The following is a 25,301-nucleotide window of genomic DNA, read 5'->3' on the forward strand; positions in this document are numbered from 1 at the left end:
TTTCAACTGCAGCAGAGTAGAACCTGAATAGGTCCTCTGCCGTTTCTTTGTAAGCCCAGAGATTTTGCTACAAGCGCACCAGGTTTTAAATTTTCAGGTGCGACTCTGACTGCATGGCCTCCGGTAAGACCAGAACATAATAAGTCACCAGGCTGTACAGGATAAGATTGAGCTTCCACATTTGCATGAACCACTCCTGCAATTGCGACAAGCCATTGACCTTCTGCTTGGGGTTTATCTCCCAAAACTAATGCCGCAGATTTTACCGCGACACCTACTATATTCGTAGCGTTCGGCTGTCTAGATTTATGAAGTTTACCGTCTTCCCCCATTGCGAGAAGATCACCTTCCGCAATTACATCAGAAGACTGTACTGGGAAAAATTTAGCGATACAATCCGTACCTTTTCCCGTCTGGAGATATACTGTTCCAAGGAAATCGGAATCACCTTCTGCCAAGATCGCTTTACCTGAACCAGTTTCGTTCAGACTAGGGATTCCTTTTCCACTAGCATACACTGCATGACCGGACCTAGAATGGAACCATCCGCCGAATCCTCTTTTGGCCAGACCTAAAATACCTGCTGAATCTTTTTCTCCAGAAGCGCTATCACCTCTGACTCCGAATTTTTCTCCGAAGCCCAATATCCCGGAGAATCTACCGGAACCTACGATACCTGCTCCTTTTTCGCTCTCATTTCTTGCGTATGCAAGTCCTGCATTTTCAGGAGGAGGGGAGATGTTTGCGTAGGGAGCTTCTACGGAACCTTTCAATCTCAGGTATCCGGTATGAGAACTGAAATCATGCTCTTTAGGAGCGTAATCATGGGTGTGAGGAAGAGGCTGCCTTGCATCCGACAGTCTAGGATCGTCCGAAGAAACCACATGGCCAGGAATAGACTTTCCTTTGGGAGCAACTGTCACGATACCAGGATATTCCGTACTAGCGTTACGCAATCTTTCATCGTCACCCTGGACGACTGCACCTTCTTTTGCCTCGCCGGAGCGAGCAAGTTTCACAATCCCGTAAGACTGGGGAGTGGAAATTTTTAATCTTTTATCATTTCCTTGGACAGCCGCATCTGCGGAATCTTCTCCATTGGAAGCAAATCTCAAAATACCAGGATTTTCCGTAGTTGCATGCCTAAGCCTTGGATCATCAGAAGTAACCACTTTTCCAGGGCTCGCGTCACCTGGAGAAGCCAACTGGACTAGGCCGAATTTTTGGTTCGTTGCATGCTTCAGACGATCGTCATTTCCCTGGACAACGGTGCCTTCTTTGGTTTCACCATTCTCCGCAAGTTCTACGATACCAAAACTTTGGGTAGAAGAAGGTTTTAAACGATCATCGTTCCCTTGCACAACTCTATCTGCCCGATTTTCGCCGTTCCCTGCTAAACGCACTAGACCATAAGCGGCCTCAGTAGAATGTTTTAATCTTCTGTCGTTACCTTGGACAACAACGCCTTCTTTATCTTCCCCATCAGAAGCAAGTTCTACGATACCCTTATACTCAGTAGAACCATCTCTTAATCTTCTGTCATTTGCCTGAACTGCGGCACCTTCAGAAGTTTCTCCGTCGATTGCAAGTCTGACTAAGCCAGATCTTAAAACAGTAGCATAGGGTAGAGGCTCTGCAGTTGGCTTATGAGTCAGCTCGCTTAAATAAGGAGCCGCGTACAATTCAACTTCTACAATGCTTGTGGAATATTTTTCTTTGTTCTGGATTTTACGAGGACGGGAAACGAATTTCAAAAAGCGAATATTCGTAGGTAAAAATCTCCATTGATACCAAGTTCCCAACTCGGATAAGAATTGGTTCTCTTCTAAAAGCTGATTCCAAGTCAGATCATCTTCGCTATAATATACAGTAAAAGTTTCCGGGAAATGTAAATGACCGTCTTTCGGCGAAAGAACTCTTAGCTCATTCACTCTACTGATAGAGCCAAGATCCATCAGGAAAAATTCTTCCTTAGGTTGATTGGATTCCAAAGAAGACCAACCGTAATCCGGTCTTTCATCGATCAGATTTTCTTTTACCCAAAATCTATCTTTTTCGGAACTCACTTCTAACTTAGTGACTCCAGAGATCCCAACTTCCAAAGCCCCAATAGAAACTTTAAATTTGGCTCCTTCTTTTTCCGAAACCTTACTGACCAATTTTAGAAAGTTAGCACGAACCAAGGAGAAGTTCCATTGCCCCACTTTCTTATTCAATCTTCTAAAACCAGTTTCTTGCAGGATCGGTTCCCAAACTTTTCCATCCAAAGAAATTTCGAATTTAAAAGAATCTGGGAAGAATGTGCCGGATTGTTCCGACTGATGTAATTTGATCTGATTAAAACTAGAGCCTGGATTTAAAACTAAGGTTAAAACCCCAACGCCAGGATGGTCCAACTGTTCAGAATAAGAACGAAGTCCTCCTTCCTTGAATTCGAACGTACCTTTGGTTTTAATTTCGTTTACTTTAACTTGTCGAGGATGGCTGATCCGGATGGATTCTTCATTCATAAGAGCTTTGCGTAGTCCTTTTTATACATGTATCCGGTTTTCTTCGGCTTTTGCAGAAAATATAACCAGTATCGAGGGGTGGATTTTGTCTGTGAAGTACTTTGTAATGATCATCCTGAGAGTCTCCGGAAGAGGATCCTTTACCAAAAGAGTCTTACCATCAGGCTCTACCTGAATTTTTTCCAAAACTTCTACACTGCTTCTAGACAGATTCCCCTTACACCATTCTAAAAATCCGATCCAAGAAGCTTCTTTCCCTGAAGAATGTCCCGGGCCCTGAGGCTGGATGGGGGAGGCCTGCTCAAAATTCGGCTGTTTGGTTCCCGACAGATTTTTGCAGATACCTCGGATATAATGCAAATTTTCACCCAGGCCTTGTGCCTTTGCAATTTCCGTTGCTTCGGACAATATATTTTCTCCGTAACGTTCTCTTAAAGAATCCAAACTCAATTCTTTCTTTTCACTAGGTTTTTGGTTTTGGGTATTATGGATGGTTATATTTATATTGTTTGGGTTTCCCATTTGACCCCCCTCCGGGCTACCTGCCAACACCCCTGGGGCCGACCCAAATACCCCTCTGGGGTTTCCAAAAATAACCCCCTGGGGTGGAATTTTAGAACCGGGGTAATTGAAGCAAAAATAGTAGGTAGAATTCTTATGGCCGGTCCCAGGAACAAATTGTAGAAGGCCCGCTCTTACTAGGTCTTTCTTTCCTTCATTGATCGATTTTTTAGTCTTTAAGCCTGTGAGTCGGATCAAGCTTTCATTGCTAGGCCAGACTGGCTTAAAGGTCTGGTCACTAAATTTAAGCAGGACGAGATAAAGAGTCTTTGCGGCTGGGGACAGAGAGGCCCAAACCCCGGAATCGATGATGTCCGAGAGGAATTTTATATATGGAAAATGCTCGCCCATACCTTGGATCCTCTTTTGCCCCGGAGGCAAAAAAATTAATTTTAAGCAAAAAAGTCCGAAGGTAGTTGACATTTATCCGACATAAGGTTACTTATGTCTCATCCAACAACATTCCTTCGGGAAGGTCCGGCCCCTGGACAAACCAGGGGAGTTTTTTTATCTCAGACCTACGGCAATGTTTCTTCCTTCTCTCTTCCGGGTTGGAGAAAGTACTACATTTCCGTTTAGAATATTATGTCACATATTGGGGCTTTTTTCTGCTCCGTCAACTCATTCCCAATTTTTTCAGCCCAAGTCCCATAAAATCTTTTGCTAAGTACATGTTTGTACTATTTTAATTTCGCTTAACAATATGTGTTACTCGAATTTGATTTTGGGTTTCGGATTTTATTTTCCGAATTTTTTAGAAATTTCTTTCTTCACGAATTTATGAAGTTCGGAAAGGAAATCTTCGTCTTCGGTAGAGATGATTACGTTTCCACCTTTTTTTATGATCTTATAAGGGTAGGGAGAGACGGCTGAGTTTTCGGATCCAGTATTAGTTCTGATCTGTGCAGGGGAGAATAGTCCGCCTTCTTCCGCTCTGTTAAAAGTTTTTGCGTCTTTTACGGTTTTTAATTCTCCGGAGTTGAATTTTTCCAGAAAATCTTTTAGCGTACCTTTTTTGGCCGCAGAGGCTGCTTGCACTAAAAGGTTTTTGGATTCTATTCCTGCTTCTTTACAGACTTTTAGATCTTCTTTGGAGAGAGAGGAAATTCCCAAAAGTTCGGTCATATAACTTCTACTTTTCCCGAATAGGTTTCCTAACTCCAGGTCGGTATAAGAGAAAGAAGTTTTAAGATGGGTCATCGCCTCTATCTCTTCATAAGGAGATAAATTTTCTCTTTGTAGGTTTTCTATGATTGCTAGGCGGAAAGTTTCCTTTGCGTCTTTGTCTAAAATTTTACATTCTACCTCAGGCCATTTGAGAAGGGTGGCAGCATGGTATCTTCTTTCTCCGGCGATGATTGTATAAAATTCATCGTCCGCTTGTTTGGTGACTAGAATAGGCTGAAGAAGTCCGTCTTTGTCCAAACTCTGGGCAAGTTCTTCGACTCCTTTTTTTCTCTCTTGTCTTGGCTGACTTTCGGAGGGACGAATCCTATCCAAGCGGATCTTACGGATCGTACCCTCTAATTTTTCGGCCTGGAAAACATCAGCAAGAGAACCTAGTCTTTTACTTTTTGAGCTCATTCAAAAATTCCTCAATAAAGCCTTCATACTCCTGAGCCTGACGGCTGGATTTATTATACTCATAGACAGACTTTCTGGCCAGATGAGATTCTCCCACCGCAACCCCGTCCGAAATACTGGTATCAAAGATCCGGAAATATTTGGTCAAAACAGGGATGATCGTTTTAGTAAGAAGTGTTTGGGGTTTAAGTTGGGTGACCAGGGCTCCCATAATTTCCAAACTAGGATTGATCCTTTTCTTAATGCTTGTAATCGTTTGTTGTAGTCCCAAAATTCCATCCACAGAAAACTTTTCTGCCTGGAGAGGAATGATTACGTAGTTGGAAGCAACGAGAGCATTGATGGTAAAAATAGAAAGGCTAGGCGGACAATCGATCACACAAAAATCCATTTCCTTTTCTAAGTCCGCGAGAGCGTCTCTCAGGATATAAGGCGCATCCACAATGGCGGCAATTGTTTCCGCCTCTGCAAGGGTCAGGCGAGAAGGAGCAATGTTCAAATTCTCCACCTGGGTCTGGACCATAACTTCTCTGACTTTCGCTTTGGTTTGAAAAATATTATGCATGGACTTATCTAATCCTTCCGGATTTAGGAAAATCCCTGTAGAATTTGCCTGAGGATCTATATCGATCAGCAGAGTTTTTTTACCTCTTCTGGCGAGACCCCAAGCTAAATTCAGGGAGGTGGTGGTTTTACCTTCTCCTCCCTTTTGGTTTGCGATGGATACTACAATCATTCTGTTCCCTTGTATCTCAATTGTCGGATGTCCGACATCCCGTCCTTACTTCTCTCGCTCGAAATCGAAAGAATAAAGAGAGGAATTTAAACAAAAATAAAAATTAAAAAGTCAACTTCGGGACCGAAGCCAACGCTATATTTCCATATAAGAAGAAGGTTAGGAGCATTCAAACTAATTCTTAAATTTTCAGAAAATTGCAGAAAAATCGAATTCAAATGTCGGACGTCCGACATTCCGAAGAAAGTCCAGGTACATGGTTGACACCATGCTTAATTTTAAACATTTTCCCTTCTATGCTATCCGCTCCGGAAGAATTTATATGGGGGAATCCAGATCCTAAAGAACTTAGGATATTACTTCCCCTTGCGTTTCCGGAATGTTTAAGATTAATCGAAGGTCTGGCAGGGCTCGCTACTTTGGTTTCAGAATCGGACCCTTCTTCCTTAGAAGAGGCGGCCTCTTGGGGATACGGAGAAGATGGATTTTTCTATCCTTTCCTAACCAAGGGCTCCCAAATCCGCAGCCGCTTAGAAGGGAGCAAATCTCCATTTTTCTTGCCGAGATCGGAAGAAGTGGAACTGTTCCGAAACGATTCTCTGGGATGTTTATTATCCCCAGTTTTGTTAAAAGGTAGAATGTTCGGATTTTTCCTGATAGAACTTCCCAACCAAGCGGAAGAAAAACAAATTTTACTCTTACATTTACTTTGTCAAAAGGTGGCGGGGCTTTTAAAACAAGAGTCGGAACCTTCTACCGTTTATCGAACTTTCGAGGACCTTGGACCAGACCCATTGGGCGAACTGGTTTTCAAATTAGGGAATGGGAAAAATTCCCAACTGGAAAAATTCAAGGAGTCCGGAAGTATCTGTATTTCGGGTCCTGCATCTTCCGGAAAAAAAACGCTAGCAAAATGGATCCAAAAAAGGGAGTTTCCGGGTAGGCCAATTTTGACGGTTTCGATCCTCCCAGAGCAGGCATCTAAATTAGAAAAAGCACTAATCGATTGGGAAAAAATGGCCGAATCCGGGACTCTAATTTTAGAAAATTCGGAGAACTATTCTTTGGCCCAGCAAAGGATCTTGTTCGAATACTCCCAGAGAAAGTCCGGAAAATCCCGTCTCATTTTTTTAGAAAATTCGGGTAAAAAACCCGCAGAAGAGTTTTTATATTTTCGTTCTCTTTTAGCCGAAAATAGGTTAGAATTACCCGCCTGGATAGACTGGGCAAAATCGGATAAAATTGCGGCGGTCCAGCCGATTTTCCAAGAGGTCTGTGAATTACATGGCCGCCCGGATTTGGCTCTTTCCGAAGGAGCGATTGAGTCTTTGGTAGAGGGGAGTTCCTGCCAAAATTTAGAGGACCTTCGGAACGCGATCGAAGAAGCAGTTTTAAATTCCGGTTCGGGAGAGATCCGAAATTCCGATCTTAAAAAAGAAGGTTCAAAAGGGATTTCTCTTCCGGATCCGGAGGACCTTGATTTGCGAAAAGCTGTGGAAGCCGTGGAGCGCCAAAAAATTCTTTTGGCAGATAAATTATTCGGCGGCAACCAAATACGAATGGCAAAGGCCCTGGGGATTTCCAGGGGATCTTTGCAATATAAATTAAAAAACCTGGGTTTGGGTTAAAATTTTGGAATTAGATTCCTTATACGAAGAAAGAAAAACTCCGGCCGGATTTTTAGTAAAAGTCCGCCTGGGAAAAATGACGTACGTAGTTTTTACCTCCAAGGGGCCAGAAGTTCCCAAAGGAGCCAGAAACCAGTCGATCGTGGTTCCGGTTCCGAGGATCGCATTTTTAGGAGAGGATTTTGACCTCTCCCATTTTAGATTAGGTGAACTGAGTTTCGTAAACGTAAAACAGGGAAAACTCGTAATCCCATACCAACATTCCAGTTCCGGAAACGAGGTCCGAACCATCTTCCTGAATAGCGGAAGCGATTGTGATATTTTGCCGGTAATTATCTACCATTATGATAAGGTGGAAAGTCTGCTCAAAGCTAGGGAAGAAGGTGTGGAAATGCACCACCTAGTTTTAGATGAGGAATTCCCACGCCAGGAGCTTGTGGCACTTAAAATCAGGTTCCCTTCCTTGAACATGCTGATCATCAAAAGAAAGGTGGCTCAAAAAATCGGGGCAGTGGGGGAAAAGCCGTCTCCTGGAAAAGAAGAACTGGAAAAAAGTCTGAGAGAAGAATCTAGCATCGTAGATTTTAATAAAGTCCGTGCTACCGATTTATTGGAGAAGGGAAACCTAAATATGCACTCCAAAAATCCGGTCTTCCTAGCAAGGATCCATCTCCGAAAAATGGAGCTCGAAAAAGTAAAACAGCTACTTTTGGAATTCACATTAAAGGCAGAGGAAGTCGCGTTCATTCGTACCTTCTTGGATGTAATGATCCGAAACGAAGATGGCAAAGAAGAACTGAAAGGCTGGGCGCCTAAATTAAAAAATTTGGACGAAGGTTTCCGACTCGCCGGCTTAATTTTAGAGACCAGAGAAAAAGAGTTCGAAGCAGAACTGGACAAAGGTTTTTCAAAAGATATTGCGAGTATGGTCTACGCACTTTTGGAAAAAGAGCAAGACAGGGCCGAGAATAAAGAGCAAGAAATTGTGCTCTGGGAATGGAAGCTCCGAGCCAAGAGACTCTTCCGAAAGACCGCCTAAATTCCTGGAAAAGCGGTAAAAAAAGCTTCCATTTCCCTCAAAAATGGTTAAAAATGGGCTATACTGTCATGTTTTTTCGAATGAGACATAATTTTTTGGCACAGTTCTTGCTTATTGCCTCCCTGGCTTTGGGCTCGAGTTCTGCCTTTGCAGAAGGGAATTCAGATTCAGAATTTTCTTCTCAAATGCTTGTCGAAGCGGAAGACTCCATTTCGGAAGAGCTAAAATCCATTTACCAAGAGGAAGTGGATCAAGTGCTCGCCGAAGGAATTTCTTATTCGGAAGAAGAAAGATTATCCGACTTTCCTGATCTAGATTCTCTTCTGGCGGATGATAGTATTCCTAACAAAATCGCAAAAATTTCTAAGGGCCAAAAAGTAGAGAAAGGGAAGTTTTCCGATTCTAAAGTCGGGATCCAAAATCGAAAAACAATATCAGAAATTTTTTCGGATTCTTCGAACCTTTCTCAAAACTGTACACTTGGCCTGAATGTTTTACTTCCTATTTCGAAATTGGGACAAGTTGGTCTGGAGTTCCTACCAAGATTCGAGGCGGGAAGCCGAACCGTTAGCCATGAGGTCTTTCCGGTCCCAGGAAATTCTTATGCCAATCTTCTACCCGGCTGCCCGGGTAGAATTTCTCTCTATTTAAGCGGGGAGGGCTATGCTACGAAGTCCGTCTGTTCCATCGAAAATCAAAGAAATTTGCTGATATGGCCTGGAGTTCCTACCACCGAAAGTGCAGGTTTCGCGAAAACCGTGGAGAATGCACTGGAATCTGGATTAAGCCAGGAATTCGGCCAAATACTGGATATCTCCCATGGCTCCGGAAGATCCCATGAAAATAGGACCTTCTTCCGGGCTTACCAGCACAAAGGATCGGGAGTAGGGAAGTCAGCCATAGTTCACTCTGGGCATCGAGTGGTAGCTATAGAATTCTCCATGAAGAAAGTAGAGATTCAGTCCCTAAGTCAAGACCTGCACTCATCACTCAAAAGGGACCTATCTATGGCCGGACAAGACTCGTATAAATTTTCTTCTGGTCGTCCGACCCCAGAAATTCTAACTTAACAAATATGGCCGTGAAGATCAAACGAACCTCTTTTCAGAGGCTTCTGAATGCGATGAAGAAAGTCACCAGTGAGGTGAACGATCATGAAATTCTTCGCAGGTTAGAAACTCTCATGGTTACAAGCAAAGAGGATCTGAACCAAGCGGTGGTCCGTTCTCTTTTAGAAAATCCTTTAGACTTCGATCCTAAATCTGTACCTGAACCTTACGCTCAGTACGTGAGACATTTCGTATATATGGTGAAACGAAATAAAAAAATGGGATTGGATGTGAACTTCGATGCAAGTGCGATCGAATCAAAAAAGGATAAGAAAAAGTTAACTGCTCCTAAAAAATCCGTTCCTGCCAAAAAACAAGCCCCCGCTCGCAAAAGAGCCTAAATTCAGAAAACTTCCCTGTGCTGCCCACAGGGCCAGAATGCATATTTCGTAATGCGGCAGCATTTGTTCTTAAGTGCCTGATTGTGGGCGAATGCCTGTCTAAATAGGCAGTTTCTGCCCAAAAACTGACTTCTGGCGCCTGAATCGCGGCTTATACATAAGTGCCTAATCATAAGCAAAGAAAATGGCCATCTGCCATGGACAAGCTCAGTAAACGTAAGAGGAGCATTTGGAGCAATTAGCGACAAACAAGGGATTCTTTCGAGAAAAAGGAGTGTGGAAACTTGGTCTTCATTGGCAATTTTCAAGCGGCAGATCTTTGCGAAATATTGCCCTACGGCGCTTTCTAAACAGATTGGGCAATCGAAGCGCTCGCCCAAAAATAAGCATTTATATAAACTCAAAAGTCGCAAAATATGCGCTTTTGGCCCTAAGGTCTGGCATGGCTCAAGGAGAGGGGAAGGCGGCCTTTCTGCAGGGGGTTTTACATGCCAAGACGCTGCAATTCGGGCCATAATATAATAGGTTTTCGCAGCCTGTTGCGTAAGCCAATGGCCCTTTTGTCATTAGCTCCTACCGCCCATTCTGAGAAAAACTGCCGCCTGCTGGGCAGAGAATAGAAGAAGCTCTGTAGTCTTATTGGAATAATAGGGGATAGCAACTAGGAGGCCGCTATAGGGGGCCTTTCTCATACAGGCTGTTTATTTTTGGTAAAATTAATGACATAAAGTCATGTGTATCTAATTTGCACCCGCATGAGGTTTTGGCAGACGCAGGGGCCGCTTTCTTCTTGCGAAAGGAAGAGGCTTCGTAGATTCTCTTCCAATGGCCGAAGTAATCAAGCTAAGGGTAAAATGTCATGCCTGCTCAAATTTAATCGAAGGATCCGCAAAATACGGCGGCGGACACTATGTTCCGGAAGGTGTAAACTTCGAATTCGTGGCGATTGGAAAGGTGGAAACGCCAAAAGGTCGCCGAGTAAAGGCGGAGATCACCGCCGACTGCCCAAACTGCGGGGTTCGCTGCAAGTGGACGATATAGAATGATTATTATTAGTTTTATAATTGATTAAAAATAATCTGAGAATATATTGAAATTAAGCTGTCTTATTTAATTTTTCATACTGCTTAAAATTAGGTAAATGAATTTTTCAACTCCCCTCTTTTTATTCTTCTTTTTGCTTATATTTGGGCTTCGATGGGCTCTTCCCAGGCTGAAATTTCTTCCAGAATGGGTTCCAAAGCTCTTTTTATTGGCTGCTAGCTATTTCTTTTATATGTCTTGGAATCCTAAATTTGGGCTCCTGCTTTTCGGGACAACTATCTTGGATTATTGGATCGGAAGAACAATGGATCAAAAAGAAGGTAGATCTAGAGTAGTTCTGCTTTCTATCTCCCTGGTTTTAAATCTTGGGGTTTTAGCGTTTTTTAAATATTTCATTTTCTTTATGCAGTCCGGAAATGCCGTATTTTCGGCATTTGGGCTGAATTCGAGTCTTCCTGTATGGCGCATTGTGCTTCCTGTAGGGGTCTCTTTTTATACATTTCAGTCCCTGAGTTACACGATCGATGTATTTCGAAAAGAAATTCTGCCTGAAAGGAATTTTTGGAACTATGCACTGTTTCTCTCCTTCTTCCCTCAATTGGTTGCGGGACCTATTGTTCCGGCTAAGACCTTTTTGCCTCAACTTAAGACTTGGGTGATATGGAAGGAACTCCCGCTTAGAGAGGGCCTAGTCTTAATTTTGATGGGTGTATGGAAGAAAGTAATCATAGCGGATCAACTATCGATCTTACCGGATTCTTTTTATCGCTCTCCCTTGGCATTTTCGAGTGCCTATGCATGGGCAGCTGTTTTTGCATATTCTCTTCAGATCTATTGTGATTTTAGCGGGTATACGGATATCGCCTTAGGCTGTGCTCTTCTTTTGGGTTTTAGGCTGACTGAAAATTTTAGAATGCCTTATCTTGCATCAGGGTTTTCCGATTTTTGGAGAAGGTGGCATATTTCTCTTTCTTCTTGGCTTAGGAACTATTTGTACATTCCTTTGGGCGGAAATCGTAAATCCGAGCTGAGAACTTATGTGAATCTATTCTTAACTATGCTTTTGGGCGGACTTTGGCATGGTGCTAGCTGGAACTTTGTGGTCTGGGGAGGATTTCACGGTTTATTTTTAGGTTTGGAAAGGTTGCTCAAAAAATTCTGGCCTGGTTTTTTTTCTGCCGAGAACGGTTCAGGAATTTTGGGAAGGTTTTCTTATAGGGTCTTTGTGATTTTATGTGTGGTTCTCTGTTGGGTATTTTTCAGATCTCCCAACTGGAAGACTACAGGGATTGTTTTCGAAAAACTTTTCGGACTTTCGACGGGAGAGAATCCGGCTCTTTCTTCTTTGCGTATTTTGTTTATTACGTTCTTTTTATTCTTTGTTGCGACCTGGATCGGGAATCGAGATGAAAAAGGCGGTAGTTTTCGTAAATTTTACGAGAACCTTCATCCGGTATATTTCGGGGTTCTGATAGGAATCGGGTTTTTGTTTGCTGTTGTATTCTCTTCAGAATCACAACCATTTATTTATTTTGTTTTTTGAACGGGCCTTTGCAGATAATCTCTGATCTTTGCGTTATCTTCGTAGACCCAAATTTTTGCGTTCCCGGATTCACAATTTAAAATGCGAGAAGGTTCTCCATAAAAGGATTTGATTCTGGATTCTCCTAAACCTTCCGGCAATACTGCGATTGGACCTTCTGGAGGGAATAGGAACCATTCTTTGTTGGAGACTGAATAAGATCCTTCTAATGTGCTGAAATCTATCGGGTACGCGAGAACTTTCTTTTCGGAATATGCGAGTATTCTTCTGGCTTTTCGCGGTTCCGAAAGTACGAAAACGAATGAATCTTTTTCTTTCCATTCGTCTACACAGACAGTTTCAGGCGGTCGGATGGATTCTCTCGGATCCCTGATTTGTGAGATTCCTTCTCCAAATGCAGCAAATGTCCCAAGTCCGAAGATTAACCCTAAAAATGCAAAATTTCTGGAATGACTTAGATAGTTTTGGTTTTTGATAGAAGGTAAAATCCCGAAAAGTACGGGAACCATCACGATTGCAGGAAGGCTGTATTTAAGTGAATTTTCGCCGGAATAAAGCCCGAGTAAGGGTGGTAAAAAGCAAAGGCTGAGCTGGAAATACCCTAAAAATCCGTAACTATGCCCCGATTCTTTCCCTTTTCGTAAACATAGGATCCCAGCCAGAATCGAAAATAAGAGAAAAATTCCTGATAGTTTTAAACTCAGAATTGCAGCGAAAAAATCACTCCACCAATGTGAGATAGACTCTAACGTAGAAAGTTTGTTGGGTGAGTTGATCGTTAAGAAAATTTTTATCAAAGAATGAAGTCCGAACCCGATCAGTCCCGTGGCAAAAAAACGGACGGTGATCAATGGGAAAGAGATTCCCCAACGACCGTATCTTCTTGCCCAAGAAAATAAAGTGGGCAGATACAATTCTAAAATTAAGATCCTATCCGAAACTGTGAGTAAGGCCAGCAGAGGGAAGACTGAATATTTAGGGACCTTCTCCCTTTTTAGAAAAGGCCAGATCCAGAGTGTGGTGAGAAATGCGCTGATATGTACGGATGGAAAATATAAAAAATACAATAACGGGAATTTTTCAGCGACCAAAAATAGAAATGAGAGTGTGAGTAAGCTAAAAACGTAACTTTGGGGCCTGGGCATTTTCGGCTCCATTGCCCGAATGAATTTTCCTAAAAGATATGCGAGTAAAGAAGTTTGGAAAATCGCATAGAGTGTTAAAGTCCTGAAAATATTCTCACTGATATAGCCGAATATAAAAACGATCGGTAAGTCCGGAAAAAAATAAGGTGTGGGGGCAAATGACCAGGCTCTTAGAGAACCTCCATCCCGAAGTACGTCGATTAATACGGAAGGAAGATACAGAGCTTCCATATTCCAGAAAATTTCTTTAGGCGCAGTAAGTAGGGAAAATATAAGTGAGGTTAGGAAAATAATTATCGAAGTCCACAGCCAAACCACTTGGGAATCCTGGCCAATGCCTCGTCCTAGGTAAAGTAGAAAACGCAACAATTTCTGGACAAAGAGGCAATTACTTTCAGTTTATGGAGCTGTGTCCCGTCCCAAGTTAATCATCTTATTTTCGGCTGTGATCTCTGTAATTTTTTTGGACTTCTTCCTCTTCCGATATGCATTTTGGCTTTTGCCTAACGAATCTTCCTGGGGAGCGGATTATTTTTATAATTTTTTACACGAGTTTAAAACCTTCGAAAAAATCTCGAAGCAAAAGTTTCGCGTTTTAGTAATAGGTTCCAGCGTTGCAGGTTATTCCATTAATCCTAAAGGTTTAGAGGAAGAACTTCGTAAGGTCACTGGGAAAGATCTAGATATTGTATTTCTATCTTACGCCGGTATGCCTCCTTTGGATGCCTACTTAATGAGGGGACAGTTCTTAAGTTTGTCTCCTGATCTCGTGGTGTATCCTGTGAATTTTGTGGATTGGAGATTATATAGGACCTATGTTTTGGATCCTAAGAATGGTAAGAACGAAACAGCGGAAGAATCCAAGCTAATCCTAGATGCTCTGGACTTTAGAGATGCTCCTCAATCTAAGATTATTTTTCCTTTGGAAACTCTCTTGGAGTTTTGGGATTTAATCGGATTGGAGAAAGGTGCGGAATATCTAGCCGCTTCACTCTTTGGTTCTTATCGTTATAAAGAGATTTATTGGAAAATTTCTTCTTCTCTCTTTGAGCATCGATTTGGTAGGAACACCAGCTTTAGAGAATATAATGGCGTAGATATTCCGGAAAAAGTGACCTTTCGAGGATGGACCGGAAAAGTTTTTTCTTTTCAGCCGAAACCCTATATGGCTCGCAAAGGTTTTTATATCCAGGTAGTGGAAGAAGTCCTGAAGGACGGGAAGCTGATCCTGAACTTGGAAAATTCTTCTCATACCGTTAAGCAGACCTTGGAGTTTACAAGCCCTGGTTGGAAAAAAATTCGTTTAGATCCTAAGTTTTTGGAACAAGGGGAGAAGGATAGCTGGATCCGGGTGGAACTTTCTAATACTTGGATTCCTTATTTTGCGGGACCGGAACATAAGGACTGGGCCCGGGATGTTCTAGGAGTAAGACTCCAACAGACTTTCGGCAAGGAAGATGATCTTTCCCTTCTGGACCGAAGGCCCGTGCGAGAAGAAAGGTTGGAAGATCTACGCTTTTTAGGGATGTCCGATAAGGAATACGAAGAATACTTTTACTTTCGTCTTCTGACGGACCTAAAAAAAAGACCAGGATTACAGTACATTCAGGTGTTAGCAGACTCTAAGAAGAAGATCGCAAAGGAGAAGTTCCGTCCCATTCTTCATTTTCGTTATATGAGGAAGCTCATTTCTTTTTTCAGAGAGAAAGATCTGCCATTTCTCTTAATAAACAATCCAGAAAACCCGGTTAGTCTTTCCTGGTACGGGGATTCGGAATGGTATAAAGAGCATTTGTCTTATTTGAGAGAGATTAGCGGAGGCGGGGACAATTTTGTGGATCTATGCCGGGCATTGCCTTCGACGGATTTTTGGGACTTCCATCATCTTACGTATGCCGGAACTCAAAAGATGAATTCTAAGTATGCTTTGCTCATATCTAAATTTGTCGAATGACAGTCCATAGTGTTGGAAAAAAATAGAAAAAAACAATGAAATGCGGACTGTAAGTTCGCGAGCGGTAAATAAGTTCTATGAGCAAAATTAACGTAGCTGTTTTGGGAGCAACTGGCTCCGTCGGGCAAAGGTTTATCCAACTTTTGGAAAACCATCCTTATTTTCAGGTGACCCATCTATGCGCATCCGAGAATAGCGCAGGCAAAACATATGCGGATATCATGAAGAAGCGTTGGAAGATCTCCGGCGATATTCCTAAATATGCTCGTGACATAATTATCACATTACCGGACCCTAAGATCACCCAAGGTGTGAAATTAGCTTTTTCCGGGTTGGACGCTTCTATTGCAGGAGAAGTGGAAACTGCTTTTGCAGAGGCTGGTATCCATATTATTTCCAATTCTAAAAATCATAGAATGGTGGAGAATGTTCCTCTTCTTTCTGCGGAAGTGAATGCAAACCATTTGGATGTGCTTTCGACCCAAAAAACTCCTGGAAAGATCGTGACTAACTCGAATTGTACGATCATGGGAGTGACCATATCTCTCAAACCTCTATATGAAAAGTTTGGTATTGAGTCCGTTATGTTATTCTCTATGCAGGCAATCTCAGGAGCAGGCTATCCTGGAGTTCCTACCATGGATATTTTAGGGAACGTAGTTCCTTTTATCGGCGGAGAAGAAGATAAGGCAGAGATTGAACCTCTGAAATGTCTAGGAAGGACCGAAGGTGGCAAGATTATAAACGCAGATTTTAAAATTTCCGCTCATTGTAATCGGGTCCCGGTTTTCGACGGACATACGGTTTGTGTTTCCGTGAAATTCAAGAAGAAGCCGACTGAATCCGAAATTTTAGAAGCCTGGTCTTCATTTAAAGGCGAGCCTCAAGAATTAAAGTTGCCTCTCGCTCCGGATTTTCCGATTCTTTATCGTCAGGAAGAAGACAGACCCCAACCTCGTCTTGACCTGGAAACAGGGAGAGGTATGACTACCGTAGTGGGAAGACTCAGGCCAGATCCGATTTTAGATTGGAAATATGTTGTCCTAAGTCATAATACGGTTCGTGGGGCTGCCGGTGCCGCGATTTTAAACGCGGAATTGATGTATCGGAAAAACCTACTCTAGTCGAAGAGGATGACGCATGCTGGATCCCCAATCTCCGGAACTCAAGGTCGCGGATTATAACTCGGCTTTACAGTTAACTCAAGCTTTAGAGGCTAGAGGAGATTTCCAGTATAAGGGAATTCATAAACTAGTACTGATCATTGGCGACTGGACTGAAAAGTTCGTAGCGAATAAAATTCTTCCAAGTGCGGAACAACTTGCAAGAGAGTTAACCTTGGATAAGGAAAGGGTGAACGCTTATCTAAGAGAGATGAGCGCTCGCCAAAATCCTCCGATCGTAAAAAAAATCTGTATGGTGGATTATAATCCTACCGGAGATTCTTCCGACGGAAGGATTGCTTCTTTCCTAAGATTGATCACTGTTTTTGCCAGACCTTCTCAAACGGATGCCGGTTCTAGTCATAGATATGTGGACGGAGTGAACCAAACTTCTTTTAGTTCCATCCAAAGATGGGTGAAGGAGAGAAGACAGTTCCCAGGGAAGGACAGTTTCCAGAAATGGATCTACGATTGTATCGATAATAATAAATTAAGCGAGACCTATGCTTCTTCCGAGATAGGTAATCTGTTTCAGGATAATTTCGATGTTACTCCTGTTCTAAAACAAACCACGATCAATATTCATTTAAAACCGGTACTCAAAAAGCTGGTGGATTCCCGGATTCTGTATTTTTATAGAAATGAGAATGCTTTAAGCCCAGGGAATCGTTCTGTTTTTTATTATAATGTTCAGGATGAAATCATCGCGAGACTGGATGCTTATAAAAAATATTTGAGCGAAAGAATTATTCCGGAATTACAAAGAATCGGGGTTCTTGGTAATTTTTCGGAGCAAGATCTTCAAAATACTCGTTCTATTGCAGGACAAGTACTTCCTTTTTTAAGTCCTGCTTACGGTGACCAAAAAACCGCAGTAGAGGAACTTCTTTCTCTTATTCATTTCGAAGAAGAAGAGAAGGAGAAAAAGGAAAAAGAAGAAAAGAAAGCTAAACTTTCCGAGTTATTGGATTATATTAAATCTGCGAATCGATTGGTAGATCTGAATTATCTTCGTTTTCGTGGAGAACCTATTGAAGAAGAAGTCAAAAATTTGATCGTTAATCATGATATGATCTTGAGCTCTGATTTTGCTGATAAGAAGGGTCTTTATGTTTTTGTTCTTCATAAAGATTGTATCAATGGAGCAATCGAGACCGCCAAAAGAGTTTTCTCTGCTACTGGAAATGACAGTGAGATTCGTGTTTTAGCAAAAATGAATATCCGGGACATGATGGAGTCCAGAGAGGCAAGTTCTCAATTCGAAAAATTGGAATATTCTTCTCTTTTTAAATATCTTCCTTTTATCACCAGATTTTTCAGATCTCTTTTCGGCAATAATGTAGTTCATAGATTCGAGGCAGAAGAGATCAGGGCAAGACTTGCTGCGGAGCAGAATAAGAAGATCCTGGAAGCAAGGACAAAGGCCGCTCAGGAAGAAAAAGTAAAACTTGCCGAAAGAAGAGTAAAAGATAGAGAAGCTGTCGAGGCCACTGCAAAGGCGAGAGCGGCCGCGGCGGTTGCAAATTCGGATTCGGGGGCTTCTGTAAAAAGTTCCGGATTGAGCTCTGAACAAGAGGCCGAGATCAAACGAAATCTTTCCGCGGTCTTGGATGTTATAGACCATGCTTGGAGTCAGGACGAACTTCCGGACCGGGAATATCTCTTACAAGCTTTAGGTGGAGATATGGACGAAAATACTCTGATTAACTTCCTGAAAAAGAATGCAAAAAAGGAAATCCATTCCTTTATGGTTAGAAATCAGGAAGAGCAGTATTCTTTTCCGATCCTTATCTCAAGAAGATTCTTGAAAAAGAACGGCAAAGTTTTGCTGGATAAGGCGAAGAGGATCGTAGACGAGCAGAAAAACGCGGGCATGCCTGAACAGGACAAGTTCGATTTTTATATTTCTTTCGAAGATTTTTTGAACAGAACCCTTCCTAAAATCTGAGCTCGGATCACTGGAGCAATTTTAATAAAACCGAATATACATGAAAAATGAATTAGTTAATTTCAGAAAAACTAAAATTATCTGCACGATCGGCCCTGCAACCTCCGACAAAAAAATGATCCAATCTCTTGCAGAAGCTGGGATGAATATCGCCAGATTGAACATGTCACATGGAAATCATGATTTTCATAGATCCATAATTCGAGCTATAAAATCCCTGAATAAAGATGTGTTAAAACATCCTATTGCGATCTTGTTGGATACCCAAGGTCCGGAAATTCGGACTGGCGATCTGCAAGTCGATCATTTGGATCTGAAAGTAGGAGAGTCTTTTACCTTTCATATTATCCCGGGGGAAGAATCCGAGGAACAATCTGTTTTTGTAAATTATAGGGACATCGTAAAAGATCTGAAAATCGGAGATAGGGTCACTGTAGATAACGGTTTGATCAATCTTGTGGTGGAAGAAATCCAAGAAACCGCTTTGAAATGTAAGGTGGTGGACGGTGGTAAATTAGGTTCTCGTAAACATATCAATCTTCCGGGGATTCGTGTAAACTTACCTTCTATCACTCAAAAAGACCAAAAAGATATTCTTTTTGGTTTGGAAGAAGATGTAGATTTTATTGCACTTTCTTTCGTTCGTTCTGCGGAAGACATCCATCAACTTCGTAAGATTATCGAAGAAAATAACGGACACACTGACATTATTGCAAAGATCGAAGACCAAGAAGCAGTTAAGAACATGTTAGAAATTGTAGAAGCTGCTGATGGAGTGATGGTGGCGAGGGGAGATCTTGGAGTCGAGCTTCCTATTGAGGAACTTCCACTGATCCAACGTGCTATTATCAAAGAATGTGCGATCAAAGGGAAGAGAGTGATTGTTGCGACTCACCTTTTGGAATCCATGATTAATAATCCTTCTCCAACTCGCGCGGAAGTTACAGACGTTGCAAACGCAGTTTTTGAGGAAGCGGATGCAATCATGTTATCCGGTGAAACTGCTGCAGGAAAATTTCCCGTTCGTTGTGTGGATATGCTTCATAAAATTTCTGAAAGGGTGGAGAAGGCGCCGGGCCTTGGTTACGTTTTGGAAAGAGTTCCTTCCAATAAAAAGGAAGAAATGGCTAGATCGGCCGCGATGCTTTCGGATTCCATCAAATCGCCTGCAATTATAGTGATTACTAGGAGAGGAACTACTGCTTTGAACGTTGCCTCCTTCCATCCTAGGTTTCCACTTATCTATGCTTTCACAAATATGACTACTGTCCGTCGTAAACTTTGGCTAACCCGAAGTGTGATTCCGTACCGGATCGATTTTTCCAGTGACCCGGAAAAGACGATCAAACTAGCGATTGAGACTTTGAAGTCAAGCGGTCGGGTGAAGGACGGAGATCAGGTGGTGATCTTGTCGGATATTATTGCGGGTGCGGACAGGGTGGAGACGATCCAGATTCGAGAGGTGAAGTAAGGTTTGGTAGGAACTCCAGACTATTCTGGAGTATCCTCGATCTCCTGGTTCAGTAATTTTAGGACCCAATCCTGAAGCCCTAGGCTTTGGAAGGCTTCAATTATCATTCCAGTGTAACTGATAGAAGATTGTAATCTTTCAAAGCTCAGTCGAACCTGCAGCTTTTTGATCTGTAAATAGAGTCTGAGTTCTTCTTTACTCATTTTGGAAGGGTCTTTCCAAGGAGTATAGTCTTCTCCGGATAGAGGGTTTAGGGAGAAGATTATACTTTCTTTGTTTTGAGTCTTACTCATGGGTTAGGAGTTCCTTCCACTTTTATGCCTTAAGCTTCCGAATAAGGGCGAAGACGCCTGTTAAGGAAATAAAAAGGCAGAGTCCTCCTGTTCCAAGGGCTGCAGGCAACGGATCACCTTCAAATTGCCTTTGCAAAAAGAGGAAAAAGGCGGCCAGAAAAAATAATACACTTAAACTAATGAAAAAAAGAGTGATCCGAAAGAATATATAGGCCTGGATACCTAGAACAATCTTCTCAGTTGCTATTTTTTTTGCGTAGAGAATAAGAGTTTCGAAATATTCTGCGATTGAATTAATGAAAGCAAGCAGGTGTTCCTTCAGTTCGAAACTTGAAAATGAAGTCTCCTCCTGCTTTTCGGTATTTTCGTAAGGAATTTCTTCTGAATCCGTTCTTTTAGCGGTCAATGGATAATTTCCGTATTATTTTCTTCGACCGATAAGCATTCCAATAATCACGCCTATCCCGACTCCAACTCCTAATCCGATCAAAGTTGCTTTTTGTGGGTTTTCTTTAATGTAAGTTCCCGTTTGATCGATAATTTGTTTGGCTTTTTCGCTAGTTTCGCCAGTTACTTGTTTTAATTTTTCCTTTAGATCAGATACGTGTTCCAAATACTCCTCCCGGGCCTTACCTGTAATTTGTTTGGCCTTATCTTTTAAAATTTGGAGTTCTTCGCTTAGATTATCACCTTTAGACATAAGAACGCCCTCCAGATACTTTTATGTTAGTATAGCTCATCAATTTCAAGAATTTTACACCTTGAAATCATTCAATCGTAAAAATTAAGGACTTTAAATTTGACCGTAGGGATAAATAAGTCGATATATTAGGTCTAGCCGGCAAACGGATAGAAATCGAAGCGAAAACCATTCCAGTCTATGCAAGGTAAAAAGGGGATGGCATATGAATTTAATATCTAAAATAGCTAAGATACGAAGAACTCAAAGACAGAGAATATACAATAGGGCTTACCGCCAGGCACTGAAACATTTGAAGCGAGAGTTTAAGGCAGAAGCTGATCGTCATGCGCAAGCCGAGAAAGAATTAGAGAAATATTACCGGAAAGATGTGGATAGCGAGGCTAAAAAAACCCGCAAGAAGATCCAAGAATTAGAGAATTATAAACTTCTTCTTGAAAGGAAGGAAATGGAAATTGAATCTAAGCTTGCTTTCCTAAACGATCAGTTGCACAAAATCGAAGAGTTAAAAGCCAGAATGGACGGGGCCGTCAATTTAATGGCACGCGCAGGATCTCTTTCAAATGGCGCTATCGATGACGCAGAGAAGATCAAACAAGCTCTGAAGAAAGTGCTCTAATTCTGAGATTCTATGAATAATTCTCCGGTTCCTCTTTCAATAGAGCAAATTAGGAAGGAACTCCCAACCACTTGGGAAATAACTACAGCAGATAATGTTCCAAAGATTGTAAGAATATATAAATTATCTCAATATCTAGATGGAATTAGAGTTGTAACAGCTATAGCAAATCTTGCAAATAATATGGATCACCATCCAGACATTTTTCTCTCCTATAGTTCTGTCCAAATAGAACTTTATACCCATAGCTTAAAAGGATTATCCAATCTCGATTTACAATTTGCTCTCAATGCCGAAAATCTTTTAAGTAATCTTTGATATAAAACTGAATTGTTAATTAAGATTTTTTAAGCAATTTTCGGTCCGTGAGGGTTTTTTCTTTTTACTCGAAAGTCTGATTTCACCAATTGATATTCTAAGATCTTCAGTTCTCGGAAAAAGATCCTAGAATCAAAATTTGTATGTAGTACAGTTTTTATTCGCCAGATTACTTTTCCCGCATTTGAAAAACCTGCAGATTTATATTCTTCCAAAAGTAGTACAAATAAATAGCACGTTGAAACCCCTTGGCTAATAGCAAGAGTTCTAAGTTGAATCCAATCTTCCGGTCTTGGTCTGAAGTTGAACTTTATATATCTATTATCTTTTGATCTTCCTCGAATGTTTTGATATTTGGTGTATGCGGATTCAGAATTAAGATGTTTATTTGAATAAAAACTTTTTCGCTGACTCGTAAGTAATTTTCTTAGTAAATAATTGATGCCTTGTCTACGAATGTATTTTGCTAGGTGTGGCGGGATCAGAAGTGTGGAGACTTTGCGTTTCTTTTTAATAATACCTTCTAAGGAGATATTTTGGGAAAAGGATCGGTGAAATGTATGTTTAATTTTTTCCATATCGGAAACAGGTCTCGAAATGGAAAAAGGGAGTGAACTTTTTTACGGAGAGTGTAGGGATTAAATGAATAATAGATTTTTTTTGGGAAGGAACTCCGCAGAGAACCCGCTCTTAAAATACTTAAGAACGGATTTTCTATAATCTGAAGATAAAAGATCTAATCTAAAATTACGATTCCCTCATAGTTGTCGGTAAATCTATAACCAATTCCCCAGATTGTCTCGATCCACTCAGGCTGGGCTGAATTTTTTTCGAGCTTGGAACGAATTCTTTTAATATGGGAGTCGATCATTCGTTCAAATCCATCCCATTCCATTCCCCAGACTGCTTCTAATATCATTTCTCTTGAAAAAACTTTGCCGGGAGAAGTTGCCATCAATTGCAAAATATCAAATTCCTTCCGGGAAATATTGATCACCTGATCTTTCAGGGTGACTCTACGCCGAACCGGATCAATTTTCAGAGATCCCCTGATGATTTCTCCCCCGCTTCCAATATTCGGTTTAATGCCAGCTTTTTTGTCCCATCTACGGAAGAATACATCTACTCTGGTTTTTAATTCTCTTACGGAGAAAGGCTTCGTGATATAATCATCTGCTCCTAACTCAAGTCCCATTATTCTATCTATTTCTTCATTTCGGGCAGTAACTATAAAAATAGGGGTATTCTCGTCAGATCGTCGCACGGTTCGACATACGTCCATCCCGTCAATGTCTGGTAAGGAAAGATCTAAAATTAAAAGGTCGGGGTGGTTTGCCTTATAGTATTTAAGGCCCTCTTCGCCAGAAGTTTGAATGGTGGTTCGGTAATGAGCTGAATCCAATGACTTTCGTATTAAATTCCCGATGTCCGGATCATCTTCAATTACCAGAATATTCTTCATAAGCGCCTCAGGTGTATTGGATGTTAAATTTAACCTCATTACAACATATTATTCCCACCAAAATTGTAACATAGCAAAAAATGGGATTTTAAATGTATTGATTGAAAAACAAAAATTCGAAAAATGCTTTATGTTTGCCGTTTTTGAAGGTTTTGCTGTTTATCTTTAATGGCATTTCCAGAGAATTCTTATTTCTTAATGTGAAAAGTCTGGTTTTGGACAGTTTATGAAATATAGTAACCCTTCTTTCCCCCGGAGTTGGGCTCTCATTGCGGTTTCGGAACCTGGATTGGATGTTCACGAAGTCACTCGAACTCTTGGAATTCGACCGGACTTGTCGGTAAATAAAGGAGTTCCTGCCATTTCCGGAAAATCTGTAGCTTCTTCTTTGTGGCAAATCCACTCCAAGAGAGATGCAAGCTCTCCCCTGGAAGATCATATCCAAGAATTATTGGAAAGAATCGCTCCGCACCGCAAAGAATTTCAAAGTTTTTGCGAAAAACATAATGTCGTACTATATTGTTCTGTTGAATTTAATAACGGTAATATGGAAGAAACTACATTGAGCGCTAGGACTCTTTTGCTGCTCGGAAATCTTAGATTAAAATTATCCTTTCATGCTTGGAATGTTCCGGAAAGAAGAAGAAGGTCAGAGGACCAGAATTAATTCTTCTAAAGAGAAGGTTTTAATGTATTTTCGAATTGGAGGTCTAGGTTTTGAGAGAATTAACACTCGGTTCTTTTCACGTAGATCTAAGGCGTATTTGATTAGTTTCTCGATTACTGGGAATGGCAACGTATCAAATTTAGATATTTCCAATTTTACATGGCGATTTGTTTCATAAAAAGCCATCGCCAAAACCGAATTCAACTCGCTCAATACTTGATCGTTTACTTCGGAAAGAAGTGGTTCAATTTCTACAGCCTTTGGCTTTTTTCTTATTTCGAAAAAATTGTATTTTCGGGTATACTCCACTATCGTTTCCCTTTCTAAAGGATTAGTTTACTGTTTCGTAAGATCATATTCAAAGATGAAGCTGAATAACTTAGAAATATTGTCATTTCGATCAAGATTTTTGCATGCTACGAGAACTTTTTTTCATGAAAAGGGATTCCTCGAGGTTGATACGCCCTCCTTGAAAAAAATTCCTGGAATGGAGCCTTATTTGGATCCATTTTTGGTAGGATCTCCGTCCGGTGAGGAGAAGGGGTACCTTATTACTTCCCCTGAATATTCTCTTAAACAAGCGTTATCTTTGGGAGCAGGAAAGGTATACGAAATTGCACATACCTTTCGCTCTGGGGAGAAAGGGAGTTCCTACCATACAGCCGAATTCCTCATGCTGGAATTTTATCAAGTAGGCGACGATTTGCACCAGGCAATGAACCTTCTTGAAGAATTAATTCGATGGATTGCTAACGAACTGAGCCTCCCTCTTCCTGACAGGCCCTTTCAAAGAAAGTCAGTGAAGGAACTCCTCTTCGATTGGACAGGCATAACTTGGGACAGAGACTCGTTGGAACGAAAAATAGCCGAGTTGTCTTTGACAAATCTCTCTTTCGATTCCATGGAATATGAAGACTGTTTTTTTTTAATATTCTTAAACTTATTGGAACCGAATTTCACTTCGGAATTCCAATTCATCTATGACTATCCTCCAGAAATGGCTGCTTTGTCTAGAATTGAAGATGGGGTGGCTAAAAGATTCGAATTGTATTTCGGGAAAATAGAATTAGCTAACGCATTTTACGAGCTCTTGGACCCGATAGAACAGAAAGCTCGTTTTCAAAAAGAGCAAGAGCTGAGAAGAAAGTTAGGGAAGGAAGTTTTTCCTCTTCATGAGGAGTTCCTTCAGGCTTTGGAAAGAGGGATTCCCGAATGTTCAGGAATTTCGATTGGATTGGATCGTCTTCTAATGGTACTTTTAGGAAGGAACTCCCTCTCGGAAGTTAGCCCATATTGGCAAGAAATTTGAAAACGGTGGATTTTATTCTACTTTGACTTCATTTAGAATTAAGAAAGCGTCATGGATAGTTCGATAATGAATATAGGCCTCGCAAAACTTTTGTTGCACGGATTGTCTATCAAATTAACTTAAGATTCGACTTGCCTGAGAAGGGTTTTTAGAATGA

At 41.3% G+C, this 25,301-nt stretch carries 24 protein-coding genes; 14 read left to right on the forward strand and 10 right to left on the reverse strand.

Annotation, left to right across the window (positions count from 1 at the left end):
• Positions 1 to 2: 2 nt before the first annotated feature.
• The 4 genes from CH365_RS14115 to CH365_RS14140 all read right to left on the reverse strand — a co-directional run bounded on the left by CH365_RS14115 (position 3) and on the right by CH365_RS14140 (position 5,391).
• Positions 3 to 2,510: a discoidin domain-containing protein gene (locus CH365_RS14115; RefSeq protein ID WP_100769213.1), complete on the reverse strand. Its 2,508-nt coding sequence runs from the start codon at positions 2,508 to 2,510 to the stop codon at positions 3 to 5.
• Positions 2,511 to 2,531: 21 nt separating this feature from the next.
• The gene (locus tag CH365_RS14120) at positions 2,532 to 3,422 is read right to left on the reverse strand and encodes a helix-turn-helix domain-containing protein (protein WP_100769297.1); all 891 of its coding nucleotides are present in this window, start codon (positions 3,420 to 3,422) and stop codon (positions 2,532 to 2,534) included.
• Between the two features lie 387 nt (positions 3,423 to 3,809).
• Positions 3,810 to 4,655, reverse strand: coding sequence for a ParB/RepB/Spo0J family partition protein (locus tag CH365_RS14135; protein WP_100769214.1), 846 nt, complete (start codon positions 4,653 to 4,655; stop codon positions 3,810 to 3,812).
• Entirely contained in the window at positions 4,639 to 5,391 is a 753-nt protein-coding gene (locus CH365_RS14140; protein ID WP_100769215.1) for a ParA family protein, read from the reverse strand. Before CH365_RS14140 ends, CH365_RS14135 begins: the two co-directional genes overlap by 17 nt.
• Before the next feature lie 218 nt (positions 5,392 to 5,609).
• On the opposite strand from CH365_RS14140, the gene CH365_RS14145 reads away from it, so the two are divergent.
• The 6 genes from CH365_RS14145 to CH365_RS14175 all read left to right on the forward strand — a co-directional run bounded on the left by CH365_RS14145 (position 5,610) and on the right by CH365_RS14175 (position 12,095).
• Positions 5,610 to 7,019, forward strand: coding sequence for a helix-turn-helix domain-containing protein (locus CH365_RS14145; RefSeq protein WP_244283197.1), 1,410 nt, complete (start codon positions 5,610 to 5,612; stop codon positions 7,017 to 7,019).
• Positions 7,020 to 7,023: 4 nt separating this feature from the next.
• Positions 7,024 to 8,058, forward strand: a complete 1,035-nt coding sequence (locus CH365_RS14150) for a hypothetical protein (protein WP_100769216.1) — start codon at positions 7,024 to 7,026, stop codon at positions 8,056 to 8,058.
• 95 nt (positions 8,059 to 8,153) lie between these two features.
• A complete protein-coding gene (locus CH365_RS14155; protein ID WP_244283199.1) occupies positions 8,154 to 9,128 on the forward strand; it encodes a hypothetical protein in 975 nt (324 codons plus the stop codon).
• A gap of 5 nt (positions 9,129 to 9,133) precedes the next feature.
• Entirely contained in the window at positions 9,134 to 9,508 is a 375-nt protein-coding gene (locus CH365_RS14160; RefSeq protein WP_208861213.1) for a phosphatidylinositol phospholipase, read from the forward strand.
• 825 nt (positions 9,509 to 10,333) lie between these two features.
• Positions 10,334 to 10,549, forward strand: coding sequence for a hypothetical protein (locus CH365_RS14170; RefSeq protein WP_024864036.1), 216 nt, complete (start codon positions 10,334 to 10,336; stop codon positions 10,547 to 10,549).
• 100 nt (positions 10,550 to 10,649) lie between these two features.
• Positions 10,650 to 12,095, forward strand: a complete 1,446-nt coding sequence (locus CH365_RS14175) for an MBOAT family O-acyltransferase (RefSeq protein ID WP_100769218.1) — start codon at positions 10,650 to 10,652, stop codon at positions 12,093 to 12,095.
• Here the strand turns inward: CH365_RS14175 and CH365_RS14180 are convergent.
• Positions 12,080 to 13,471 carry a hypothetical protein gene (locus tag CH365_RS14180; RefSeq protein WP_244283201.1) on the reverse strand — a complete coding sequence of 464 codons (1,392 nt, stop codon included), beginning with the start codon at positions 13,469 to 13,471 and terminating at the stop codon, positions 12,080 to 12,082. The two genes, CH365_RS14175 and CH365_RS14180, sit on opposite strands and share 16 nt — an antisense overlap.
• Positions 13,472 to 13,649: 178 nt before the next feature.
• Here CH365_RS14180 and CH365_RS14185 point away from each other — a divergent pair, with 178 nt between their 5' ends.
• From CH365_RS14185 to pyk, 4 genes are all read left to right on the forward strand, one after another.
• Positions 13,650 to 15,194, forward strand: coding sequence for a hypothetical protein (locus CH365_RS14185; RefSeq protein WP_100769219.1), 1,545 nt, complete (start codon positions 13,650 to 13,652; stop codon positions 15,192 to 15,194).
• Positions 15,195 to 15,271: 77 nt separating this feature from the next.
• Positions 15,272 to 16,318, forward strand: coding sequence for an aspartate-semialdehyde dehydrogenase (gene asd, locus CH365_RS14190; RefSeq protein WP_100769220.1), 1,047 nt, complete (start codon positions 15,272 to 15,274; stop codon positions 16,316 to 16,318).
• Positions 16,319 to 16,334: 16 nt separating this feature from the next.
• Positions 16,335 to 18,305: a hypothetical protein gene (locus tag CH365_RS14195; RefSeq protein WP_100769221.1), complete on the forward strand. Its 1,971-nt coding sequence runs from the start codon at positions 16,335 to 16,337 to the stop codon at positions 18,303 to 18,305.
• A 40-nt stretch (positions 18,306 to 18,345) separates the two neighbouring features.
• Complete coding sequence (gene pyk / locus CH365_RS14200) at positions 18,346 to 19,776, forward strand: pyruvate kinase (protein WP_100769222.1); 1,431 nt, start codon at positions 18,346 to 18,348, stop codon at positions 19,774 to 19,776.
• 20 nt (positions 19,777 to 19,796) lie between these two features.
• Here pyk and CH365_RS14205 read toward each other — a convergent pair whose 3' ends face one another.
• From CH365_RS14205 to CH365_RS14215, 3 genes are read right to left on the reverse strand one after another with little or no spacing between them, the layout of a single operon-like run.
• A complete protein-coding gene (locus CH365_RS14205; protein WP_100769223.1) occupies positions 19,797 to 20,069 on the reverse strand; it encodes a hypothetical protein in 273 nt (90 codons plus the stop codon).
• Positions 20,070 to 20,091: 22 nt separating this feature from the next.
• Positions 20,092 to 20,475 carry an LBF_4227 family protein gene (locus CH365_RS20170; RefSeq protein WP_100769224.1) on the reverse strand — a complete coding sequence of 128 codons (384 nt, stop codon included), beginning with the start codon at positions 20,473 to 20,475 and terminating at the stop codon, positions 20,092 to 20,094.
• Positions 20,476 to 20,490: 15 nt separating this feature from the next.
• Positions 20,491 to 20,769 carry a DUF883 family protein gene (locus CH365_RS14215; protein WP_100769225.1) on the reverse strand — a complete coding sequence of 93 codons (279 nt, stop codon included), beginning with the start codon at positions 20,767 to 20,769 and terminating at the stop codon, positions 20,491 to 20,493.
• Between the two features lie 205 nt (positions 20,770 to 20,974).
• Between CH365_RS14215 and CH365_RS14220 the strand changes: the two genes are divergently transcribed.
• Together CH365_RS14220 and CH365_RS14225 are read left to right on the forward strand one after the other, a co-directional pair.
• Positions 20,975 to 21,388 carry a TraB/GumN family protein gene (locus CH365_RS14220; protein WP_008589116.1) on the forward strand — a complete coding sequence of 138 codons (414 nt, stop codon included), beginning with the start codon at positions 20,975 to 20,977 and terminating at the stop codon, positions 21,386 to 21,388.
• A 12-nt stretch (positions 21,389 to 21,400) separates the two neighbouring features.
• A complete protein-coding gene (locus CH365_RS14225; protein WP_100769226.1) occupies positions 21,401 to 21,706 on the forward strand; it encodes a 4a-hydroxytetrahydrobiopterin dehydratase in 306 nt (101 codons plus the stop codon).
• A gap of 29 nt (positions 21,707 to 21,735) precedes the next feature.
• On the opposite strand, the gene CH365_RS14230 is transcribed toward CH365_RS14225, so the two are convergent.
• Both CH365_RS14230 and CH365_RS14235 read right to left on the reverse strand, forming a co-directional pair.
• Positions 21,736 to 22,284, reverse strand: coding sequence for a DUF1564 family protein (locus CH365_RS14230; protein WP_100769227.1), 549 nt, complete (start codon positions 22,282 to 22,284; stop codon positions 21,736 to 21,738).
• Between the two features lie 158 nt (positions 22,285 to 22,442).
• On the reverse strand, positions 22,443 to 23,168 hold the full coding sequence (locus CH365_RS14235) for a response regulator transcription factor (RefSeq protein ID WP_100769228.1): 726 nt from the start codon (positions 23,166 to 23,168) through the stop codon (positions 22,443 to 22,445).
• Positions 23,169 to 23,394: 226 nt separating this feature from the next.
• Here CH365_RS14235 and CH365_RS14245 point away from each other — a divergent pair, with 226 nt between their 5' ends.
• Positions 23,395 to 23,835, forward strand: coding sequence for a DUF4279 domain-containing protein (locus tag CH365_RS14245; RefSeq protein WP_100769230.1), 441 nt, complete (start codon positions 23,395 to 23,397; stop codon positions 23,833 to 23,835).
• Positions 23,836 to 24,199: 364 nt separating this feature from the next.
• Positions 24,200 to 25,144: an EF-P lysine aminoacylase EpmA gene (gene epmA / locus CH365_RS14255; protein WP_100769232.1), complete on the forward strand. Its 945-nt coding sequence runs from the start codon at positions 24,200 to 24,202 to the stop codon at positions 25,142 to 25,144.
• The last annotated feature ends 157 nt before the right edge of the window (positions 25,145 to 25,301 follow it).

It is taken from the genome of Leptospira neocaledonica (assembly GCF_002812205.1).
Classification (GTDB): Bacteria; Spirochaetota; Leptospiria; order Leptospirales; family Leptospiraceae; genus Leptospira_B; species Leptospira_B neocaledonica.

Excerpts from the sequence above, each read along its gene's own strand:
- CH365_RS14215 (WP_100769225.1), bottom strand. The coding sequence starts at position 20,769 with ATGTCTAAAGGTGATAATCTAAGCGAAGAACTCCAAATTTTAAAAGAT.
- CH365_RS14170 (WP_024864036.1), top strand. The coding sequence starts at position 10,334 with ATGGCCGAAGTAATCAAGCTAAGGGTAAAATGTCATGCCTGCTCAAAT.
- CH365_RS14175 (WP_100769218.1), top strand. The coding sequence starts at position 10,650 with ATGAATTTTTCAACTCCCCTCTTTTTATTCTTCTTTTTGCTTATATTT.
- CH365_RS14180 (WP_244283201.1), bottom strand. The coding sequence starts at position 13,471 with ATGGAAGCTCTGTATCTTCCTTCCGTATTAATCGACGTACTTCGGGAT.
- CH365_RS14195 (WP_100769221.1), top strand. The coding sequence starts at position 16,335 with ATGCTGGATCCCCAATCTCCGGAACTCAAGGTCGCGGATTATAACTCG.
- CH365_RS14225 (WP_100769226.1), top strand. The coding sequence starts at position 21,401 with ATGAATAATTCTCCGGTTCCTCTTTCAATAGAGCAAATTAGGAAGGAA.
- CH365_RS14140 (WP_100769215.1), bottom strand. The coding sequence starts at position 5,391 with ATGATTGTAGTATCCATCGCAAACCAAAAGGGAGGAGAAGGTAAAACC.
- asd (WP_100769220.1), top strand. The coding sequence starts at position 15,272 with ATGAGCAAAATTAACGTAGCTGTTTTGGGAGCAACTGGCTCCGTCGGG.
- CH365_RS14145 (WP_244283197.1), top strand. The coding sequence starts at position 5,610 with ATGTCGGACGTCCGACATTCCGAAGAAAGTCCAGGTACATGGTTGACA.
- CH365_RS14135 (WP_100769214.1), bottom strand. The coding sequence starts at position 4,655 with ATGAGCTCAAAAAGTAAAAGACTAGGTTCTCTTGCTGATGTTTTCCAG.
- CH365_RS14220 (WP_008589116.1), top strand. The coding sequence starts at position 20,975 with ATGAATTTAATATCTAAAATAGCTAAGATACGAAGAACTCAAAGACAG.
- pyk (WP_100769222.1), top strand. The coding sequence starts at position 18,346 with ATGAAAAATGAATTAGTTAATTTCAGAAAAACTAAAATTATCTGCACG.
- CH365_RS14245 (WP_100769230.1), top strand. The coding sequence starts at position 23,395 with ATGAAATATAGTAACCCTTCTTTCCCCCGGAGTTGGGCTCTCATTGCG.
- CH365_RS14120 (WP_100769297.1), bottom strand. The coding sequence starts at position 3,422 with ATGGGCGAGCATTTTCCATATATAAAATTCCTCTCGGACATCATCGAT.
- CH365_RS14230 (WP_100769227.1), bottom strand. The coding sequence starts at position 22,284 with ATGGAAAAAATTAAACATACATTTCACCGATCCTTTTCCCAAAATATC.
- CH365_RS14205 (WP_100769223.1), bottom strand. The coding sequence starts at position 20,069 with ATGAGTAAGACTCAAAACAAAGAAAGTATAATCTTCTCCCTAAACCCT.
- CH365_RS14115 (WP_100769213.1), bottom strand. The coding sequence starts at position 2,510 with ATGAATGAAGAATCCATCCGGATCAGCCATCCTCGACAAGTTAAAGTA.
- CH365_RS14235 (WP_100769228.1), bottom strand. The coding sequence starts at position 23,168 with ATGAAGAATATTCTGGTAATTGAAGATGATCCGGACATCGGGAATTTA.
- CH365_RS14160 (WP_208861213.1), top strand. The coding sequence starts at position 9,134 with ATGGCCGTGAAGATCAAACGAACCTCTTTTCAGAGGCTTCTGAATGCG.
- epmA (WP_100769232.1), top strand. The coding sequence starts at position 24,200 with ATGAAGCTGAATAACTTAGAAATATTGTCATTTCGATCAAGATTTTTG.